Origin of the sequence: Kitasatospora sp. NPDC092039, from assembly GCF_044756065.1 — a bacterium.
In the GTDB taxonomy this organism is placed as follows: Bacteria; Actinomycetota; Actinomycetes; order Streptomycetales; family Streptomycetaceae; genus Kitasatospora.
Window position 1 is genome coordinate 62,690 of sequence record NZ_JBIVSD010000008.1, and the last position, 19,244, is coordinate 81,933.

A 19,244-nucleotide genomic window follows, 5' to 3' on the forward strand; every position below is an offset into this window, starting at 1 on the left:
CCCGTACTGTCGAGGCATGCCACGCCGCTCCGCGACGATGCTCGCTGCCACCCTGCTGCTCATAGCGCTGCTCTGCGTCTCGGTGCTGATGAAGGTGCCGTACACGGAGATGAGCCCGGGGCCGACGTACAACACGCTCGGCAGCCAGGGCGGCAAGCCGGTGATCAGCATCAGCGGGCACGAGTCGTACCCGACGAGCGGTCACCTCAACATGACCACCGTCCAGGTCACCGGGGCCAAGTACGAGCCCAGCCTGGTCAACGCGGTGGTCGGCTGGCTGCGGGACGACGTGCTGGTGGTGCCGCACGACAACGTCTACCCCAAGGGGCAGTCGGACGCGGAGGCCAAGAAGCAGAACGCCGAGGAGTTCGCCTCCTCCGAGGACAGCGCCCGCACCGCGGCGCTCAAGCAGCTGGGCATCCCGGTCGGCAGCGAGCTGATCGTGAAGTCGGTCACCGCGGGCGCCCCGGCCGAGGGCCGGCTGCACGCGGGCGACCAGATCGTGGCCGTGGACGGCGTGCCGGCCGGCTCGGTCGAGCAGGTGGTCGCGGCCGTCACCAAGCACAAGCCGGGCGAGTCGGCGGTCTTCACCGTCGTCCCGCGGGTCAAGGACGCGAACGGCGCCGCCGCGGCGGGCGGGCGGACCGACGTCGCCGTCCCGACCGTACGGGCCAAGGACCTCGACCCCAAGGCCCCGGCCGAGCGGGCCGAGCTCGCGGTGGTGGGCATCGGCACCGGGATCCGGCACACCTACCCGTTCCAGATCGACATCGGCCTGCAGGACGTCGGCGGCCCGAGCGCCGGCCTGATGTTCTCGCTCGGCATCATCGACAAGCTCACCCCGGGCGGCGACCTCACCGGCGGCAAGTTCGTGGCCGGCACCGGGACCATCGACGACGACGGCAAGGTCGGCCCGATCGGCGGCATCTCGATGAAGCTGATCGCCGCCCGGGACGCCGGGGCCGAGTACTTCTTCACCCCGTCCTCGAACTGCGCCGAGGCGGGCAAGAACGTCCCGTCCGGGCTGACCCTGATCAGGACGGACACGCTGGACGGCGCGCTGAAGTCGCTGGAGCAGGTCCGCTCCGGGCAGACCTCCGCGCTGCCGTCCTGCACGGCCGAGTAGCTGCCGTCAGCGGCCGGGTGGCGGCGAAGCAGCCGCCGGACAGCGGCCGCCGGCCGCCGCCGGCAGCTGCCGGGGAAGGCGTCAGGCGAAGGTCGCCAGCAGCGCGTCGGTCAGGCCGGGCACCAGGTCGGGGCCGGTCAGCACCTCGCGGGCGACGTCCTTGGAACGCAGCCGCAGGGCGATCTCCTTCTTGCCGTCGCGGAGCACCGCGGCGGTGATCCGCACCTCCTCGCGCTTGGGGTGGTTTGCCACCCACTCGGCGAGCTGGGCGTCGCTGGCACCGCGCGGGCGGGACTGCTCGGCGCCCGGGGGCAGCATCAGGCGCTCGACGACCAGGGCGCAGCCGGCCACGGAGTCGGGCCAGGCGATGGTGCCGAGGAACTTGTCGAGCTCCATGCCGGCCGGCAGCTCGTCCTGCTCGATCGGGGTCAGGCCGGCCTGGTCGCCCTCGGCGAGGCCGAGCTGCTTGGCGATCTTCGGGTTGGCCTTGCGCAGGGCGGCGCTGTCCACCAGGGCGAACAGCCGGGCCGGGAGGTCCCAGCCGAGGGTGGCGGCGTACTCGTCGATCTCCAGCGCGGCCCGGGTCAGCGGGGTGGCGGCCGGGAGCTTGGAGACGTCGTCGGGGGAGTTGTTCAGATCAGACGCGTCGGACATGCCTCAATCCTCACACGCCGGGCGGGCCGCGCTCGCCGGGCGGTGCGCCGGGAGGGCGGTCGGGGGGACGGCGGGGAGGCGGGTCGGGAGGCGGCCGGGGTAGCCGGAGGGGCCGGGGCGGCGACGGCCGGGTGCGGTCGGATGTCGTAACCGTCTGCTAACGGTGGGAACTCGGCCAAAGCCTGGTTAAGTTTCTCTGACGACCGGACCCATTCAGACGACACAGCCGAGGTGCCACCGTGGTCTTCCAGATGCCCGAACGCTCAGGGCCGGGTTTCCGGCGCAGGGTAGGCCCGCCCTCCCGGCGGGCGCGGGTGGCCCTGCTGACCCTGGGCGTGCTCGCGGTGCTCTTCCTGCTGTTCGTCATGTTCGCGGGCTTCTGGACGGACTGGCTGTGGTTCAGGTCGGTCCACTTCTCCTCGGTGTTCACCACCCAGCTGTGGACGAAGGTCGGCCTGTTCGCGGTGTTCGGCGTGCTGATGGCGGTGATCGTCGGCTTCAACGTCTGGCTGGCGCACCGGCTGCGGCCGCCGCTGTCGGCGATGTCGGTGGAGCAGCAGAGCCTCGACCGCTACCGGGCCGGGCTGGCGCCGTTCAAGCGCTGGGCGCTGATCGGGATCTCGCTGGTGATCGGCCTGGTGGCCGGGGCAGCGGCCTCCGGGCAGTGGCGGACCTGGCTGATGTGGACGAACTCGACCTCCTTCGGTGAGAAGGACTCCCAGTTCGGCATGGACGTCTCGTTCTACGCCTTCGACCTGCCGTTCTACGAGTTCGTGCTGGGCTTCGCGTTCAGCGCGGTGATCGTCTCGCTGCTGACCTCGGCGCTGGTGCACTACCTGTACGGCGGGCTGCGGCTCCAGGGCCCGGGCCGCCGGGCGAGCGCGGGCGCGCAGGGGCACCTGGCGGTGCTGCTGGGCGTGTTCGTGCTGCTGAAGGCCGTCGCGTACTGGCTGGACCGGTACGCGCTGGCGGTGAAGACCGGCGCGTACAAGGGCGTCTCCGGCTGGACCGGCCTGCGCTACGTGGACGCCAACGCGTTCCTGCCGGCCAAGACCATCCTGTTCTTCGTCGCGATCATCTGCGCGGTGCTGTTCTTCCTGACCCCGATCCGCCGCACCTGGGCCCCGGCCCTGATCGGCCTGGGGCTGATGGTGCTGTCGGCGGTGCTGATCGGCGGGCTGTACCCGGCGATCGTGCAGCAGTTCCAGGTCAAGCCGAACGAGCAGGCCAAGGAGACGCCGTACATCCAGAAGAACATCGACGCCACCCGCCAGGCGTACGGGATCGCGGACGCGCAGACCACCCAGTACACCCCGCAGGGCACCACCAACGCCGACGCGCTCAAGCCGGACGCGCAGACCGTCGCGGACATCCGGCTGCTGGACCCGAACGTGGTCTCGCCGGCGTTCCAGTCGCTGGAGCAGCAGCGCAACTACTACGCCTTCCCGAACACGCTGGACGTGGACCGCTACGGCACCGGGCAGGGCAAGCAGGACAGCGTGATCGGCCTGCGCGAGCTCGACCTGAACGGCGTGCAGCGCAACTGGATCAACGACCACTTCAAGTACACCCACGGCTACGGTGCGGTGGTCGCCAAGGGCAACCAGGTCGACGACAAGGGCCAGCCGGTGTTCACCGAGTCGGGCCTGCCGGCCACCGGCACGCTGGGCGACTACCAGCAGCGGATCTACTACGGCGAGAAGACCACCACGTACTCGATCGTGGGCGGCGCCAACAAGGAGATCGACTACACCGATCCCAAGACCGGCCAGAACGCCGAGTACACCTACTCCGGCGGCAGCGGGGTCTCGCTGGACAACCCGCTGACCCGGGCCGCGTACGCGGTGCGCTTCGCCGAGCCGCAGATCCTCTACGCGGGGGCGATCACCGACGGCGCCAAGGTGATCTACAACCGGACGCCGAAGGAGCGGGTGGAGAAGGTCGCCCCGTGGCTGTCGATCGACGCCGACCCGTACCCGGTGGTGCAGGACGGCCGGGTGCTGTGGGTGCTGGACGGCTACACCACCTCGGACGGCTTCCCGTTCTCGTCGAAGACGACGCTGGGCGCCGCCACCAAGGACTCGCTGACCAACCAGCGCGGTGAGCTGCTGACCGTCGCCAACCAGGTCAACTACATCCGCAACTCGGTGAAGGCCACGGTGGACGCCTACACCGGCGAGGTGAAGCTCTACCAGTGGGACGAGAAGGACCCGGTCCTGAAGACCTGGATGAAGGCGTTCCCGGGCACCGTCGAGCCGAAGGCGGACATCCCGCAGACGCTGCTGCCGCACCTGCGCTACCCGCAGGACATGTTCAAGGTGCAGCGCGACCTGCTCGGCCAGTACCACGTCACCGACGCCAACTCCTTCTTCAACGGCAGTGACATCTGGCAGGTCCCGGTGGACCCGACCAGCGACACCAAGCAGGTCCAGCCGCCGTACTACGTGACGGTGCGGATGCCGGACACCAACGCCGCGAGCTTCTCGCTCACCAGCACCTTCGTGCCCAACCAGCGGCCCAACCTGGCGGCGTTCATGGCCGTCAACGCGGATCCGGGCGACGACTACGGGAAGATCCGCGTCCTGAAGATGACGGGCGAGAGCGGCGCCCCCGGCCCCGGCCTGGTGCAGTCGAAGTTCAACTCCCGCCAGGAGGTGGCCTCGCAGATCTTCGCGCTGAAGAGCGGCGGGGACGCCGAGCTGGAGTACGGCAACCTGCTGACCCTGCCGGTCGGCGGCGGGCTGCTCAACATCGAGCCGGTGTACGTGCGCGGGCGCGGGGCCAAGTACCCGACGATGCAGAAGGTCCTGGCGGTGTACGGGGACGACAACGTGGCGTTCGAGGACACCCTGGAGGCCGCGCTGAAGAAGGTGTTCGGCGGGGCGCCCCCGGCGACCACCCCGACCGTGCCGTCCACGCCGGGCACCCCGACCACCCCGACGACCCCGACCGCGCCCGCCACGCCGGCGCCGGGCGGGACGATCTCGCCGGAGCTCCAGAAGGCGCTCTCGGACGCGGAGAAGGCGTACAACGACAGCCAGGCCGCGTTCAAGAACGGTGACTGGGTGGCCTACGGCAACGCCCAGAAGGCGCTCGGCGACGCCCTGAAGGCCGCCGAGGCGGCCCGCGGCGGCAGCCCGGCGCCCGCCCCGACCGGCACGCCCGCCCCGGGTGCCACGGGCGGCGGAGCGCCCAGCCCGCAGCCGTAGCCGCTGAGCTGCGGCGACCGTTTTCCGTTCCACCCCGCGTCCGTGCTAGAGTTCAACTACCGACGCGGGGTGGAGCAGCTCGGTAGCTCGCTGGGCTCATAACCCAGAGGTCGCAGGTTCAAATCCTGTCCCCGCTACAAAGGCCAGAGGCCCGGAGGATCCTTCCTCCGGGCCTCTGGTGTTTCCCCCGCCGTCCGCCCGCCGCTCCCGTGGCGTTCCTCGTCCCGAAGCGGCGGGAACCGCTCCGGTACTATCGACCGTCGCCAAGGAGGACGGCAGCGGGGTTTGTGAGGTTGAAGTGTCGGGAAATCGACAAAGCGCCGAAGCAATTTCGTCGGCTTCGGGTCGGCCCCGCCGGAATTCGGCCGGGGCAGGTGTACGCGGGTACTGGGTGATGCGACGATGGGACACATGGGGGACGGCGCACGGCCGCTGACCGGCCGTCGGGTCCGGCGCCTCTCCTGGGAGTCCCCCCGGTCGCGCGCCGGGGCACGATGCCGCGACACTCTGGGGGAGCGGGAGTCGGCATGAGGCTGATCGGCAAGTCAGGCGCCAGGTCCGCGGCGGCCGCCGAGGCGGACACCGACGCCTGGGCGGAGAGCACCGCCAGCCGCCCCGGAGCCCTGCCCGCCCAGCGCACCAGCGGACTGTCCGAACGCCCCCCGACCGCGGGCTACGGCCCCGACAGCCTCGTCCACGTGTCGACCCGTCAGTTCGCCTCCGCCGTCGGCGCGTACGGGGAGCGGCCCGGCGCGGAGCAGGCCGCCGGCGCCGCGCTCGACCCGGCCGGCCTCGACTCGACCAGCTTCGAGACCGCCCTCGCCGCCCGCGAGTCCGCCGCCCTGGAGGCCCGCCACCGGCAGGCCGCCGACGGCGGCGACCCGGACGCCGCCGGCCGGCTCGGCACCCTGCTGCTGCGCCGCGGCGAACTGGAGGACGCCGAGCCCTACCTGCGCGCCGCCGCGGCCGCCGGGGTGCGCGCCGCCGCCAACAACCTCGGCGTGCTGCTGCACCAGCAGGGCCACCGGGCCGAGGCCGGCCAGTGGTGGCGCCAGGCGGCCGTGGCCGGCAGCGCGCCGGCCGCGCACGCGCTCGGGCTGCAGCTGCGCGACCAGGGCGAGGAGGAGGCCGCCGAGTACTGGCTGCACTTCGCCGCCGACCACGGCCACCCGCTGGGCGCCTACGCGCTGGGCGACCTGATGGAGCACCGGCGCGACGTGCGCGCCGAGCGCTGGTTCAAGGTGTCCGCCGACGCCGGGCACCGGGAGGCCTCCTACCGGCTGGCCCGGATGCGCGAGGCCGCCGGGGACAAGGAGACCGCCGAGACCTGGTACCGCACGGCCGCCGCGCGCAGCCACGCCCGCGCCGCGCTGCGGCTGGGCGTGCTGCTGGAGGAGCGGGCCCGCACCGACGGGTCGCTGCTGGAGGAGGCGGCCCGCTGGTACCGGCAGGCCGCGCAGAACGGGGAGCCGCGCGCGGCCTGCGCGCTGGGCTTCCTGCTGCGCGACTCCGGGGACCAGGCGGCCGCCGCCGAGTGGTGGCAGGAGGCCGCCGAGGCCGGGGACGGCAACGCCGCCAACGCGCTGGGCGCGCTGCACGCGAGCCGGGGCGAGGCCGCCGCGGCCGAGCACTGGTACCGCGTGGCGCTGGACGCCGGCGACCAGAACGGCGCCTTCAACCTCGGCCTGCTCTGTGCCGGGACCGGCCGCGAGCAGCAGGCCGAGCAGTGGTACCGCCGGGCCGCGTACGCCGGGCACCGGGAGGCCTGCAACGCGCTGGCCGTGGTGCTGCTGCAGCGCGGTGACGAGTCCGGCGCCCAGCCCTGGTTCTCCAAGGCGGCCGAGGCCGGCAGCGTGGACGGCGCGTTCAACCTCGGCGTGCTGCACGCCGGGCGCGGCGAGCACCGGCAGGCCCAGGAGTGGTACGCGCGGGCCGCGGCCGAGGGGCACGGCGAGGCGGCCCTGCAGCTCGCGGTCGTCCAGGAGCAGCGCGGCAACCTGGCCGGGGCGCTGGAGCGCTACCGGCAGGCGGCGGCCGGCGGGTCGGCTGAGGGCGCGTTCCGGCTGGCCTCGCTGCTGGACCGGCGCGGGGACGCGGACGCCGAGGCCGAGCACTGGTACGCGGTGGCGGCCGACGCCGGGCACCGCCGGGCGCAGGTGCGGATGGGCGTGCGGGCGGCCGAGCGCGGGGCGCTGGAGATCGCCGAGAGCTGGTACCGGCGGGCCGCCGAGGCGGGCAGCCGCAGCGCGGCGTTCAACCTGGGGCTGCTGCTGGCCCGGCAGGACAGCGAGGCCGAGGCGATGCTCTGGTACACCCGGGCCGCCGACGCCGGGCACGGCCGGGCGGCGCTGCGCCTGGCGCTGCTGGCGCTGCGCCGCGGGGAGCCGGTGCACGCGGAGAACTGGTGCCGGCGGGCGATCGACTCCGGGCCGGCCGAGGTGGCCGAGCGGGCCGGGCGCCTGCTGGGCGCGCTGAGCGCCGAGCTGAGCGCGTAGCCCCCGGTCGGGCCGGGCGCCGCTGGGCGCGCCGAGCGCCGCGCTGGTCGCGCAACTACGCGGTCAGGGGCGGCAGTTCGGGCACAGGCCGCGGTAGGTGACCTCGGCGGCGGTGACCGTGAAGCCGAAGCGTTCGGCGGCGGGGAGGGCGGCGAGCGGGTCGCCGTGCGGGTGGACGTCGCGGATCGCGCCGCAGCCCGAGCAGATCAGGTGCTGGTGGGCGCGGTGGGCGTTGGGGTCGTAGCGCTTGGCGCGGCCGTCGGTGGCGACCTCCAGGACCTCGCCGAGGCCGACGAGTTCGCCGAGCGTGTTGTAGACGGTGGCGCGGCTGATCTCGGGCAGTCGGGCGGTCGCCCGGGCGTGCACCTCGTCCGCGGTGAGGTGGACGTGGTCGCCGTCCAGGACCTCGGCGACGACCCGGCGTTGCGAGGTCAGTCGCCAGCCTCGTGCGCGCAGTCTCTCCAGCAGGTCGCTCATGCCATCCAGAGTAGGTCAGGCTCCGAGATTGGTTCCAGTATTGACTTGGACAAAGTCCAAGTTAGGATCGTGTCATCGAGACCGGATACCGCGGAGGCACTCCCATGACGACCCAGGACGAGCTGCGCCCGACCCTGACCACGGAGGCGGGTGCCCCCGTCGCCGACAACCAGAACACCGAGACGGCGGGCGTCGGGGGCCCCGCGCTCATCCAGGACCAGCTCCTGTTCGAGAAGCTCGCGCACTTCAACCGCGAGCGGATCCCGGAGCGCGTGGTGCACGCCCGCGGCGCCGGCGCGTACGGCACCTTCACCGTGACCGCCGACGTGACGCCCTGGACCCGGGCGGCGTTCCTGTCCGGGGTCGGCAAGCAGACCGAGGTCTTCCTGCGCTTCTCCACCGTGGCGGGCAACCTCGGCGCGGCCGACGCGGTGCGCGACCCGCGCGGCTTCGCGCTGAAGTTCTACACCGAGGAGGGCAACTACGACCTCGTCGGCAACAACACCCCGGTGTTCTTCATCAAGGACGCCGTCAAGTTCCCCGACTTCATCCACACCCAGAAGCGGGACCCGTACACCGGCTCGCAGGAGGCGGACAACGTCTGGGACTTCTGGGGCCTGTCGCCCGAGGCCACCCACCAGGTGACCTGGCTGTTCGGCGACCGCGGCATCCCGGCCTCGTACCGGCACATGAACGGCTACGGCTCGCACACCTACCAGTGGCAGAACGAGGCCGGCGAGCACTTCTGGGTCAAGTACCACTTCAAGACCGACCAGGGCATCCGCAACCTCACCCAGGCCGAGGCCAACGCCCTCGCCGGCGAGGACCCGGACAGCCACCAGCGCGACCTGCGCCAGTCGATCGAGCGCGGCGAGTTCCCCAGCTGGACGGTGCAGGTCCAGATCATGCCGGCGGCCGACGCGGCGAACTACCGCTTCAACCCCTTCGACCTGACCAAGGTCTGGCCGCACGCCGACTACCCGCCGATCGAGATCGGGAAGCTGGAGCTCAACCGCAACCCCGACAACGTCTTCGCCGAGGTCGAGCAGTCGGTGTTCTCCCCGGCGCACTTCGTGCCCGGCATCGGCCCGTCCCCGGACAAGATGCTCCAGGGCCGCCTGTTCGCGTACGCCGACGCCCACCGCTACCGGGTCGGCATCAACGCCGACCACCTGCCGGTGAACCGCCCGCACGCCACCGAGGCCCGCACCAACGGCCGGGACGGCCACCTGTACGACGGCCGCCACGGCCGGCAGAAGAACTACGAGCCGAACAGCTTCGGCGGGCCGGTGCAGACCGGCCGCCCGCTGTGGGCCGCGACCGCCGTCGACGGCACCACCGGCAACCACGTCGCGCCCTCGCACGCCGAGGACGACGACTTCGTGCAGGCCGGCGCCCTGTACCGGCTGTTCTCCGAGGAGGAGAAGCAGCGGCTGATCGCCAACCTGTCGGGCTTCATCGCCAAGGTCTCCGCCGACCGCGAGGACATCGTGGAGCGGGCGGTCGACAACTTCCGCAAGGCCGACGCCGACTTCGGGCAGCGGCTGGACGCGGCGGTCCGGGAGCTGCGCAAGCAGTAGTCCGTCGGGCCGGAGGACGGCGGCCCCCGTGACCGGCTCCCACCGGTCACGGGGGCCGCGCCGGCTCTCAGACCGAGAGCCGGCGCAGGGCCTCCTCGTGTAGCAGGCCGTTGGAGGCGACGGCGTCGGCGCCGCCCGGGCCGGGGACACCGTCCAGGCCGGTGAAGCGGCCGCCGGCCTCCTCCACGATGATGCAGTTGGCCGCCATGTCCCACAGCGACAGCTCGGGCTCGGCGGCGATGTCGACGGCGCCCTCGGCGACCATCATGTAGGACCAGAAGTCGCCGTAGGCGCGGGTGCGCCAGCAGGCGCGGGTGAGGTCCAGGAACGGGTCGAGGCGCCCGCGCTCCTCCCAGCCGGTGAGCGAGGAGTACGAGAAGGACGCGTCCTCGATCCGGGAGACGCCGGAGACGTGCAGCCGGGAGGCCTTGGCCAGGCTGCGGCCGCCGAACGCGCCCAGGCCCTTGGCGGCCCACCAGCGGCGCTGCAGCGCGGGGGCGGACACGATGCCGACCACCGGGCGCTCGACGCCGTCCGGGCCGTCCTCCAGCAGGGCGATCAGGGTGGCCCAGACCGGGACGCCGCGGATGTAGTTCTTGGTGCCGTCGATCGGGTCGATCACCCAGCGGCGCGGACCCGAGCCCTGGAGACCGAACTCCTCGCCGAGGACGGCGTCGCGCGGGCGGGCGCGCTGCAGCACGCCGCGCACCAGCTCCTCGGCGGCCTTGTCGGCGTCGCTCACCGGGGTGAGGTCGGGCTTGGTCTCGATCTTCAGGTCGAGGGCGCGGAAGCGCTCCAGGGTGACCGAGTCGGCCGAGTCGGCGAGGACATGGGCGAGTCGGAGGTCGTCGTGGTAGTCGGCCATGCCGGAAACCCTAGCGAGCCTCCTCCGATCGGCACAGCCGGGCTCGCGGAGCGGGGCGGACCGGGTGCGGCGCGCGGACGCCCGGCGCGGTGCCGCTCAGTGCGCCGTGCCGCTGAGCTGGAGGCCGATGACGCCGGCGATCACCAGCGAGATCGAGACCAGCTTGAGCACCGAACTGCTCTCGTTCAGGAAGAACATGCCGTAGATCGCGGTGCCGGCCGCGCCGATGCCCGTCCACACCGCGTAGGCGGGGCCGACCGGCAGGCTCTTCAGGGAGAGGGTGAGCAGGCCGAAGCTGCCGAGGGCGAACACGCAGAAGCTGATGGTGGGCCAGAGCTTGGTGAAGCCCTCGCTGAGCTTGAGGTTGATCGCGAAGCCGGTCTCCAGCAGGCCGGCCAGGACCACCAGGGCCCATGCCATCGCGTGCCCTCCCTGTCGATCGACGGTCGGGCCGGGGACGGGCCGACCTTCCTATGATCACCAGGTGGGGCCGCTCCGACACCTCGAACGGGCCACCAACCCCGGGGAGGGGCGCGGCGCCCGCGGGCTCAGTCGGCCTCGCCCTCCTTGCTGGCCAGCAGCCGGCGCAGCGAGTAGAGCCGGGCGGCCTCGGCGTGGCCGTCCTCGACCCAGGCGTCCAGCGCGCAGTCCGGCTCGTCGTGGCTGCACGCGCGCGGGCAGTCGACGGTGCCGGGCTCCAGGTCGGGGAAGGCGTGGATGACCCGGGACGGGTCGATGTGCGAGAGGCCGAAGGACCGGAAGCCGGGGGTGTCGATCACCCAGCCGGGATCCAGCGCCTTCTTCGAGCCCGGCTTGGCGCCGGGCGGCGGCGGCAGCCGCAGCGCCAGGGCGGAGACGGTGGTGTGCCGGCCGCGGCCGGTGACCGCGTTGACCCGCCCGGTCTGCCGCTGGCGGTCCGGGACCAGTGCGTTGACCAGGGTGGTCTTGCCGACGCCGGAGTGGCCGATGAACACCGTGGACAGGCCGCGCAGGTGCGCGCGGACGGCCTCGGCGCCGGTGGTCTCCAGCTCGTCGCGGCGGGTGACCACGTAGGTGATGCCCAGCGGGGCGTAGGAGTCCAGCAGCGACGAGGCCGGGGCGAGGTCCGACTTGGTGAGCACCAGCAGCGGCTCCATGCCCGCGTCGTAGGCCGCCACCAGGCAGCGGTCGATCAGCCGGGGCCGCGGCTCCGGGTCCGCCAGGGCGGTGACGATGGCCAGCTGCTCGGCGTTGGCGACCACGATCCGCTCGTACGGGTCGTCGTCGTCCGCGGTGCGCCGCAGCACCGAGCTGCGCTCCTCGACCCGGACGATCCGGGCCAGGGTGTCGGCGTCCCCGGAGAGGTCGCCGACCAGGTTGACCACGTCGCCGACGACGACGCCCTTGCGGCCCAGCTCGCGGGCCTTCATGGCGACGACCTCGCGCTCCTGCTTCGTCCCCGGGTCGACCAGGCAGGTGATCCGGCCGCGGTCGACGGTCAGCACCATCGCCTCGGCCGCGTCCTCGTGCTTGGGCCGGATCCTGGTCCGCGGCCGGGAGCCCCGGCGGGCCGGGCGGTTGCGGATGTCGTCCTCGTCGGCGTCCTTGCCGTAGCGGCGCATGTGCTCAGTCTCCGCTCAGAGGTCCGCCGCCGCTTCGCCGAGCAGTTCGGCCCACATCCCGGGGAAGTCCGGGAGGGTCTTGGCGGTGGTGGCCACGTTCTCGACCTCCACGCCCGGCACGGCGAGGCCGAGCACGGCCGCGGCGGTGGCGAGGCGGTGGTCCTCGTAGGTGTGGAAGGTGCCGCCCCGCAGCGGGCGGGGGCGGATCCGCAGGCCGTCCTCGGTCTCGGTGACGTCGCCGCCCAGGTCGTTGATCTCCTTGGCGAGCGCGGCGAGCCGGTCGGTCTCGTGCAGGCGCAGGTGGGCGATGCCGTACAGGTGGGACTCGGAGTCGGCCAGCGCGGCGACGGCGGCGATCACCGGGGTGAGCTCGCCGACGTCGTGCAGGTCCGCCTCGATGCCGTGGATCCGGCCGGTGCCGGTGAACTGGAGGCCCTCGTCGGTGAACTCGCAGGCGCCACCCATCCGGGTGTAGATCTCGCGCAGCTGGTCACCGGGCTGGGTGGTGTGCCGGGGCCAGTCCCGCACGGTGACCCGGCCGCCGGTCACGAGGGCGGCGGCGAAGAACGGCGCGGCGTTGGAGAGGTCCGGCTCGACCACCAGGTCGCGGCCGATCAGGGCGCCGGGGGTGACCCGCCAGACGTCCCTCTCGCCGCCGTCCTCGGGGGCGTCGACCTGGGCGCCGGCGAGGCGCAGCATCTCGACGGTCATCCGGATGTGCGGCAGCGACGGGACCGGGCCGCCGACGTGGCGGACCTCGATGCCGTGGTTGTAGCGGGCGCCGGAGAGCAGCAGGGCGGAGACGAACTGGGACGACGAGGAGGCGTCCAGCTCGACCGGGCCGCCGTCCAGCGAGCCGGTGCCGTGCACGGTGAGCGGGAAGGCGCCGCGGCCGCCGTCCTCGATCCGGGCGCCGAGCGCGCGCAGGGCGTCGATCACGCCGTGCTGGGGGCGCTCGTAGCAGCGCGGGTCGCCGTCGAAGTGCACCGGGCCGTCGGCGAGGACGGCGAGCGGGGGCAGGAAGCGCATCACGGTGCCGGCGTTGCCGACGTCGACCGAGGCGGGGCCGAGCAGCGCGGGGGCGGGGATGACCCGCCAGGCCTCGCCGCCGCCGGTGCCGCCGGAGTCGTTGTTGACCTTCTCCTCGATGGTGACCCCGAGGGCGCGCAGGCCGTCGGCCATCAGCTGGGAGTCGCGGCTGCGCAGCGGGCGGCGCACCCAGCCCGGCCCGTCGGCGAGTGCCGCCAGCACCAGGGCCCGGTTGGTGACCGACTTGGAGCCGGGGATGGTGACGGTGGCGTCGACGGGGCTGGTCGCGACGGGGGCGGGCCACAGGGTCTCGGTCATGGGGCAAGTCTAGGGGCCGTACGGGAACGGAACGTGACTCGCCCGCTCGCCCGATCGCAGCTCGGGGCGGGGCTCGCCCGCTCGCCTCCGGGTTCTCGGACCCGGCGCCGACGGTCGGCGCTCCGGCGCTCGTGCCGGGCCGGCCGTTCCTCCGGCGGGCCGGGTCAGGAGAGCGGCTGGAGCAGCCAGGCGGCGCCGAGGGCGAGGCAGGCGAGGGCGACGAGCAGGAAGACGGTGACCCAGGCGAGGGCGGGGACGTGGGTGAGGCGGGCGAGCTGGTCGGCGTCGGAGTCGCGGGCCCAGCCGATCCGGCGCTGGTGCTGGAGCTCCAGGACGGGGCGGACGGCGCCGAGGAGCAGGAACCAGCAGCCGAGGTAGGCGAAGCCGGCCTGGACCTCGGCGCTGCCGAACCAGGAGACCAGGAAGAAGGCGCCGCCGGCGACCAGCACGGTGAGGAAGCCGAAGGCGTTGCGGATGCGCAGCAGCAGGGCGAGCAGCAGCACGATCGCCAGCCAGAGCAGCAGGGTGATCCGGTCGGCGGCGAGCAGGGCGGCGCAGCCGAGGCCGAGCAGGGCGGGGGCGGTGTAGCCGGCGGCGGCGGTGAGGACCATGCCGGGGCCGGTGGGGCGCCCGTAGGAGAGGGTGATCCCGGAGGTGTCGGAGTGCAGCCGGATGCCGGCCAGCTTGCGGCCGGTGGCCAGGGCGACCAGGCCGTGGCCGCCCTCGTGGGCGATGGTCACGGCGTTGCGCGCGACGTGCCAGAGCGGCCGGGCCAGGACGGTGAGCAGGGCGGCGGCGCCGGTGGCCAGGACCAGCCAGCCGGGTGGGGCGGTCTGGGTGCCGGTCACCTGGTTCCACAGGTCGCCGAAGGTGTGGTGGTTCGCGTTCATCGGTGTCTTCCCGCCTCCGTCCGCCGCACTGGGCCGTCGCGTTGGGCCGTTCGGGGCAGCCTCCCATGCGGGGGACGGGCGGGAGGGGGCGGGAGGGGGCGGGAGGTTCTGATCCGGACGGACGGGTCCGGCACACCGGCGGCATGGCAAGCTGGCCCGCATGTGCGGTCGGTTCGCAGCCAGCAGCAAGCCCGAGGACGTCGTCGAGCTGTTCGACGTCGAGCACTGGGATCCCACGGAGACCCTGGACCCGAACTGGAACGTCGCGCCGACCAACAGCGCCTTCGTGGTGCTGGAGCGGCTGGGCCGGGAGCGGCCGCGGCCGCTGCGGCAGCTGCGGGTGCTGCGCTGGGGGCTGGTGCCGCAGTGGTCGAACTCCGCCGAGACGGCGGTGAAGATGATCAACGCCCGGTCGGACACGGTGCACGAGAAGCCCTCGTACCGGCAGGCCTTCGCCGCGCGCCGGTGCATCCTGCCGGTGGACGGCTACTACGAGTGGCAGACGGTGCCGGGGGAGCGCGGCAAGGCGCGCAAGAAGCCGTACTTCGTCTCCCGGGCGGACGGCACCCCGCTGGCGCTGGCCGGGCTGTACGAGTTCTGGCGCAACCGGGCGGTGCCGCCGGGGCACCCGGAGGCCTGGCTGGTGACGTTCACCATCGTCACCACGGACGCCGAGGAGGCGCTGGCGCCGATCCACGAGCGGATGCCGCTGTTCCTGGACCGGCAGGACTGGGACGAGTGGCTGGACCCGCGGCTGACCGACCCGGACGCGCTGCGCCGGCTGCTGACACCCCCGCGGCCGGGCGCGCTGCTGGCCACCCCGGTGTCGCCGGCGGTCGGCAGCATCCGCAACAACGGCCCGGAGCTCAAGGAGCCGTGGGCCGAGGCCGAGTACGAGACCACCCTGTTCTGACCCCACCCGGCCTGTCCCGACCGGTCCTGAACTGTTCCGATCTGTTGTGCACACCCCTGGAGTCACCGCGATGAGCACCACCGAACTGGTCCCCACCGAGGCCGGGGAGGCCCGGGTCAGCTACCACCGGGCCGCGCGGCCGCGGGCCGTGCTGGCGCTCGGCCACGGTGCGGGCGGCGGGATCGAGGCCCGGGACCTGGTGGCGCTGGCCGGGCGGCTGCCGGCCCGGGGGATCACCGTGGCGCTGGTCGAGCAGCCCTGGCGGGTGGCGGGCCGCAGGCTCGCCCCGGCGCCGAGGACGCTGGACCTCGGCTGGCGGCCGGTGGCGGAGCGGCTGGCCGGGCAGGGGCTGCCGCTGGTGGTGGGCGGGCGCAGCGCCGGGGCGCGGGTGGCCTGCCGGACGGGCGCGGCGACCGGGGCGGTCGGGGTGGTGGCGCTGGCGTTCCCGCTGCACCCGCCGGGCAAGCCGGAGAAGAGCCGGGCCGGGGAGCTGCTGGAGTCCGGGCTGCCGACGCTGGTGGTGCAGAGCGCGGCGGACCCGTTCGGCGGGCCGGCGGAGTTCCCCGGGCTGCCGGCCGGGCACGAGCTGGTGGCGGTGCCGTACGGCAGCCACGGCTTCGAGGTGCCGAAGCGGGCGCCGGTCGGTCAGCAGGAGGTGCTGGACCTGATCTGTTCGTCGGTGGGGGACTGGGTGCTGGGGCTGCTGTGAGGCCGTGAGCGGGGAGTTTCCACTCGATCACTCGTGCGAGTGAATGCCCGGTGCGACCGGGAATGCGGGCGGGGCCGGCGTGGTTGTCGTCTCCGTCAGCAGGAGTCACCGGTGAGAGGCAGGGCAGATGGGTTCGATCGCGTGCCCGGAACGGCCTGAGGAGCGCGAGGCCACCACGGCGTTCGCACCCTCCTGGTCGGAGTGGCTTGACGCGGGCGAGAAGCCCGTCAGCCCGATATCCTCCATTTCTGGGCGGCCCGCCGTGGGCCGTACCCGTCATGCCGAGGAGGTGGGTCCGGTCGTCGGGACCGAGCACGAGGCCGAGCCGGGCCGTGGCCCGGACGAGGCCCTGCCTGCGGGCGAGGCGCTCACCGGTGAGGAGCTGGCCGAGGCGATCGGTGAGGACACCTACCGGGTGTCGGCGGAGGAGAGCGAGGAGGCCCGGCGGGAGCGCTTCGAGCGCGACGCCCTGGGCTACCTGGATCCGATGTACTCGGCGGCGCTGCGCATGACGCGCAACCCCGCCGACGCGGAGGACCTGCTCCAGGAGGCGTTCGCCAAGGCGTACGCGTCCTTCCACCAGTTCCGTGAGGGCACGAACCTCAAGGCCTGGCTGTACCGCATCCTCACCAACACGTTCATCAACTCGTACCGCAAGAAGCAGCGGGAGCCCCAGCGCACCGCGGCGGAGGAGATCGAGGACTGGCAGCTGGCCCGGGCCGAGTCGCACATGTCGACCGGTCTACGCTCGGCCGAGACCCAGGCGCTCGACCACCTCCCCGACAGCGATGTGAAGGACGCGCTCCAGGCCATCCCGGAGGAATTCCGGATCGCCGTCTATCTCGCGGACGTAGAAGGCTTTGCGTACAAGGAGATCGCGGACATCATGGGTACTCCCATCGGTACGGTGATGTCCCGGCTGCACCGCGGCCGCCGTCAGCTGCGCGGCATGCTGGAGGATTACGCCCGTGAGCGCGGGCTGGTCCCGGCCGGCAGCGGGGCAGGGCAGGAAGCGAAGGGCTCGGGCTCATGAGCTGCGGCGATCCGCACGAAACCGAGTGTGGCGAGGTCCTCGACCACCTCTATGAATTCCTCGACAACGAGATGCCCGAGGGCGACTGCGCGAAGTTGCGGGTGCACTTCGAGGAGTGCTCGCCCTGCCTGAAGCAGTACGGGCTGGAGCAGGCGATCAAGGCGCTGATCAAGCGCTCCTGCGGGTGCGACGACACCCCGACCGACCTGCGGAGCAAGGTGCTGGCCAGGATCGACTCGATCCGGGCCGGGCAGCGTTCGGGCGAGCAGGTGGTGGTCGCGGTGGAGACCACCGTCGAGCTGCACGCCGAGTCGGCCCGGCCGGCGCCCGAGCCGGGCGGGGCCGCGGAGGCGAAGCCGGCCGGGCGTTCCGGCGCTCCGGTCGAGGCCGGCGCCCAGGTGGAGTGACAGCCCGTCGGGCGAACGTCCGTGCGGCGAACGTCCGTACGGTGGTCGGCCGGGTGGCCGACCGCCGGGCGCGGTGGTCCGTCGGCCCGCCGGTGAGGGCGGGTCGGACGGTTCGGGCAAGGAGGGCCGCGGCCCCGGGAGTGCGAGCTCCCGGGGCCGCTGCCGTTCCGCCCGGATGCGCCCTCACTCGATCGAGTGAGTTGGCGGTGCGCCAACTGCGCCGTTGCGCCATCATGCGTCCCCATGCGGGGGGCGGCGGCCTATTCTCCTGACGGACACTCACCGTCGGTCCGCCCGACGTGTCGAGGCAACACGGGGTCCGTACGGCGGGGAGGTCGAGATCGCTACCGACTGTGGAGGACCGACCCTGCCGCGGGGGGCGGCGCGCTACCTGGTGGCCGTCCCGGTGGCGGCACTGTGCTGCCTGGTGCCGCTGCTGCCGGCCGCGGCCGCCCCCGGGGTGCCGCACTGGCTCGGCGCGCCGGTGGACTGGCCCAAGGCCGGGCTGCTGGCCTTCCTGCACGGCTGCTGGGAGTCCCTGGCCCAGGGCCTGCCCACGCCCTGCCTGGTGCTGGTGCGCCGGCTGCTGCGCCGGCTGCTGCGCCGGCCGGCGCCGCCCGAGCGCGCGCCCGCCCGGCCCGGGGTCCACGCCTTCTTCCCGGTGCTGTTCGCCGGGGTGCTGATGCTCCCGCCGGCCGCCGCCGCCCTGGTCGCCGTCCCGGCCGCGCTGCTCGGCGGGCCGAGCGGGCCCGGCTGCCGCCCGCGCCAGCTGTTCAACGGCTCCCAGCTCGCGCTGTGCGCCTTCGCCTCCTCGGCCGCCTTCCACCTGCTGCACGGCCCGCAGCTGCTGCTCGGCTCCCGCTTCCCGGCCGCGCTGCTGCCCGGAATCGCCGCCGTCGCGGTGTTCTGCCTGGTCAACGGGGCGGTGGTGGGCGCGATGCTGGTGCTCAGCGAGGGCCGCCGGCCCAGGGTGCTGCTGCGCGGGGCGCACTCGGCGTGCGGACTTCCGGTGCTGGTGCACGCGGCCGGCGGGCTGATGGTCGCGGTGCTCTGGCAGGGCCCGTACGGCGCGTTCGCGGCGCTGCTCACGCTGCTGCCGCTGTCCATCTCGGCCTGGGTGTTCGCCCAGGGCCAGCGCGAGCGGGACGCCCACCAGGCCACCGTGCAGTCGCTGGTGCAGGCCGTGGAGATCAAGGACTCCTACACCCGGGGCCACAGCGAGCGGGTCGGGCGGGCGTCGGTGCTGATCGCCACTCAGCTCGGCATGGAGGACGAGCGGCTGCGCACCCTGCGCTTCGCCGGCATCCTGCACGACGTCGGCAAGCTCGGGGTGGCCACCGAGCTGCTGCGCAGAAACGGTCCCCTCACCGAGGAGGAGCGCCGGGCGGTGGAGATCCACCCCGTGTACGGGTACGAGCTGGTGCGCGGGATCGACTTCCTCGGCGAGGCCCACGCCGGGATCCTGCACCATCACGAGCGGATGGACGGCCGGGGCTACCCGAGCGGGCTGGCCGGCGAGCAGATCCCCGAGTTCGCCCGGATCATCTCGGTCGCCGACGCCTTCGACTCGATGACCTCCACCCGCTCCTACCGGCGCGGGCGCCCGGTCGGCGAGGCGGTCGCGGAGCTGGAGCGCTGCTCGGGCAGCCAGTTCGACCCGGTGATGGTGCGGGCGCTGATCGACGCGCTGGCCGGGCACGACTGGCAGCCGGTGGTGCACCCCGAGGACTGCATCCAGGCGGTGCCGGACATCCCGCTCGGGGTGCCCGAGCCGGTCCGGGCGGCGCCGGGCCGGGTGCCGACCCAGGGCGGGAACGTTCCCGCGGCCGGGCAGCCGTGAGGCCCCCCGGGCGCGCGGCCCGGGGACGTCAGGGCCTCGGGTGCTCGGCCGACGGGCGTCGGGCCGCCGGTCGGGCGGTCGACCGGGCGGCCGCCGGT

General features: G+C 73.4%; 16 protein-coding genes and 1 tRNA gene. 10 read left to right on the forward strand and 7 right to left on the reverse strand.

From position 1 onward, the window contains the following. The first annotated feature begins 16 nt into the window (after positions 1–16). Positions 17–1,126, forward strand: a complete 1,110-nt coding sequence (locus ACIQI7_RS17680) for a PDZ domain-containing protein (RefSeq protein WP_401110625.1) — start codon at positions 17–19, stop codon at positions 1,124–1,126. Positions 1,127–1,207: 81 nt separating this feature from the next. On the opposite strand, the gene ACIQI7_RS17685 is transcribed toward ACIQI7_RS17680, so the two are convergent. Then, positions 1,208–1,780, reverse strand: a complete 573-nt coding sequence (locus ACIQI7_RS17685) for a PPA1309 family protein (RefSeq protein ID WP_401110628.1) — start codon at positions 1,778–1,780, stop codon at positions 1,208–1,210. 251 nt (positions 1,781–2,031) lie between these two features. Between ACIQI7_RS17685 and ACIQI7_RS17690 the strand changes: the two genes are divergently transcribed. From ACIQI7_RS17690 to ACIQI7_RS17700, 3 genes are all read left to right on the forward strand, one after another. Next, positions 2,032–4,989 (forward strand): UPF0182 family protein, encoded by a 2,958-nt coding sequence (locus tag ACIQI7_RS17690; RefSeq protein ID WP_401111033.1) that lies wholly within the window; start codon positions 2,032–2,034, stop codon positions 4,987–4,989. Between the two features lie 63 nt (positions 4,990–5,052). Next, positions 5,053–5,126 (forward strand) — tRNA-Met (locus tag ACIQI7_RS17695). Between the two features lie 390 nt (positions 5,127–5,516). After that, positions 5,517–7,484, forward strand: a complete 1,968-nt coding sequence (locus tag ACIQI7_RS17700) for a tetratricopeptide repeat protein (protein ID WP_401110631.1) — start codon at positions 5,517–5,519, stop codon at positions 7,482–7,484. Positions 7,485–7,547: 63 nt separating this feature from the next. Here the strand turns inward: ACIQI7_RS17700 and ACIQI7_RS17705 are convergent, their stop codons facing one another. Continuing rightward, on the reverse strand, positions 7,548–7,961 hold the full coding sequence (locus ACIQI7_RS17705; RefSeq protein WP_387750046.1) for a Fur family transcriptional regulator: 414 nt from the start codon (positions 7,959–7,961) through the stop codon (positions 7,548–7,550). A 104-nt stretch (positions 7,962–8,065) separates the two neighbouring features. On the opposite strand from ACIQI7_RS17705, the gene ACIQI7_RS17710 reads away from it, so the two are divergent. Continuing rightward, positions 8,066–9,541, forward strand: a complete 1,476-nt coding sequence (locus ACIQI7_RS17710) for a catalase (protein WP_401110635.1) — start codon at positions 8,066–8,068, stop codon at positions 9,539–9,541. Positions 9,542–9,608: 67 nt separating this feature from the next. On the opposite strand, the gene hisN is transcribed toward ACIQI7_RS17710, so the two are convergent. The 5 genes from hisN to ACIQI7_RS17735 form a co-directional block, all read right to left on the reverse strand. Further along, on the reverse strand, positions 9,609–10,406 hold the full coding sequence (hisN, locus tag ACIQI7_RS17715) for a histidinol-phosphatase (RefSeq protein WP_387750052.1): 798 nt from the start codon (positions 10,404–10,406) through the stop codon (positions 9,609–9,611). Positions 10,407–10,502: 96 nt separating this feature from the next. After that, a complete protein-coding gene (locus tag ACIQI7_RS17720; protein ID WP_387750055.1) occupies positions 10,503–10,826 on the reverse strand; it encodes a DMT family transporter in 324 nt (107 codons plus the stop codon). 128 nt (positions 10,827–10,954) lie between these two features. Next, complete coding sequence (gene rsgA / locus ACIQI7_RS17725) at positions 10,955–12,007, reverse strand: ribosome small subunit-dependent GTPase A (protein ID WP_401110639.1); 1,053 nt, start codon at positions 12,005–12,007, stop codon at positions 10,955–10,957. Between the two features lie 15 nt (positions 12,008–12,022). Next, entirely contained in the window at positions 12,023–13,354 is a 1,332-nt protein-coding gene (aroA, locus tag ACIQI7_RS17730) for a 3-phosphoshikimate 1-carboxyvinyltransferase (RefSeq protein ID WP_401110642.1), read from the reverse strand. A 164-nt stretch (positions 13,355–13,518) separates the two neighbouring features. Further along, entirely contained in the window at positions 13,519–14,244 is a 726-nt protein-coding gene (locus ACIQI7_RS17735; RefSeq protein WP_401110645.1) for a M50 family metallopeptidase, read from the reverse strand. A 160-nt stretch (positions 14,245–14,404) separates the two neighbouring features. On the opposite strand from ACIQI7_RS17735, the gene ACIQI7_RS17740 reads away from it, so the two are divergent. The 5 genes from ACIQI7_RS17740 to ACIQI7_RS17760 all read left to right on the forward strand — a co-directional run bounded on the left by ACIQI7_RS17740 (position 14,405) and on the right by ACIQI7_RS17760 (position 19,146). Further along, positions 14,405–15,157: an SOS response-associated peptidase gene (locus ACIQI7_RS17740; protein ID WP_401110648.1), complete on the forward strand. Its 753-nt coding sequence runs from the start codon at positions 14,405–14,407 to the stop codon at positions 15,155–15,157. 70 nt (positions 15,158–15,227) lie between these two features. Then, complete coding sequence (locus ACIQI7_RS17745) at positions 15,228–15,866, forward strand: alpha/beta family hydrolase (RefSeq protein WP_401110651.1); 639 nt, start codon at positions 15,228–15,230, stop codon at positions 15,864–15,866. A 289-nt stretch (positions 15,867–16,155) separates the two neighbouring features. After that, positions 16,156–16,899 (forward strand): sigma-70 family RNA polymerase sigma factor, encoded by a 744-nt coding sequence (locus ACIQI7_RS17750; RefSeq protein ID WP_387750071.1) that lies wholly within the window; start codon positions 16,156–16,158, stop codon positions 16,897–16,899. Continuing rightward, the gene (rsrA, locus tag ACIQI7_RS17755) at positions 16,896–17,306 is read left to right on the forward strand and encodes a mycothiol system anti-sigma-R factor (RefSeq protein WP_401110654.1); all 411 of its coding nucleotides are present in this window, start codon (positions 16,896–16,898) and stop codon (positions 17,304–17,306) included. The genes ACIQI7_RS17750 and rsrA overlap by 4 nt, the downstream gene beginning before the upstream one ends. Before the next feature lie 406 nt (positions 17,307–17,712). After that, positions 17,713–19,146 carry an HD-GYP domain-containing protein gene (locus tag ACIQI7_RS17760; protein WP_401110656.1) on the forward strand — a complete coding sequence of 478 codons (1,434 nt, stop codon included), beginning with the start codon at positions 17,713–17,715 and terminating at the stop codon, positions 19,144–19,146. Positions 19,147–19,244: the final 98 nt, after the last annotated feature.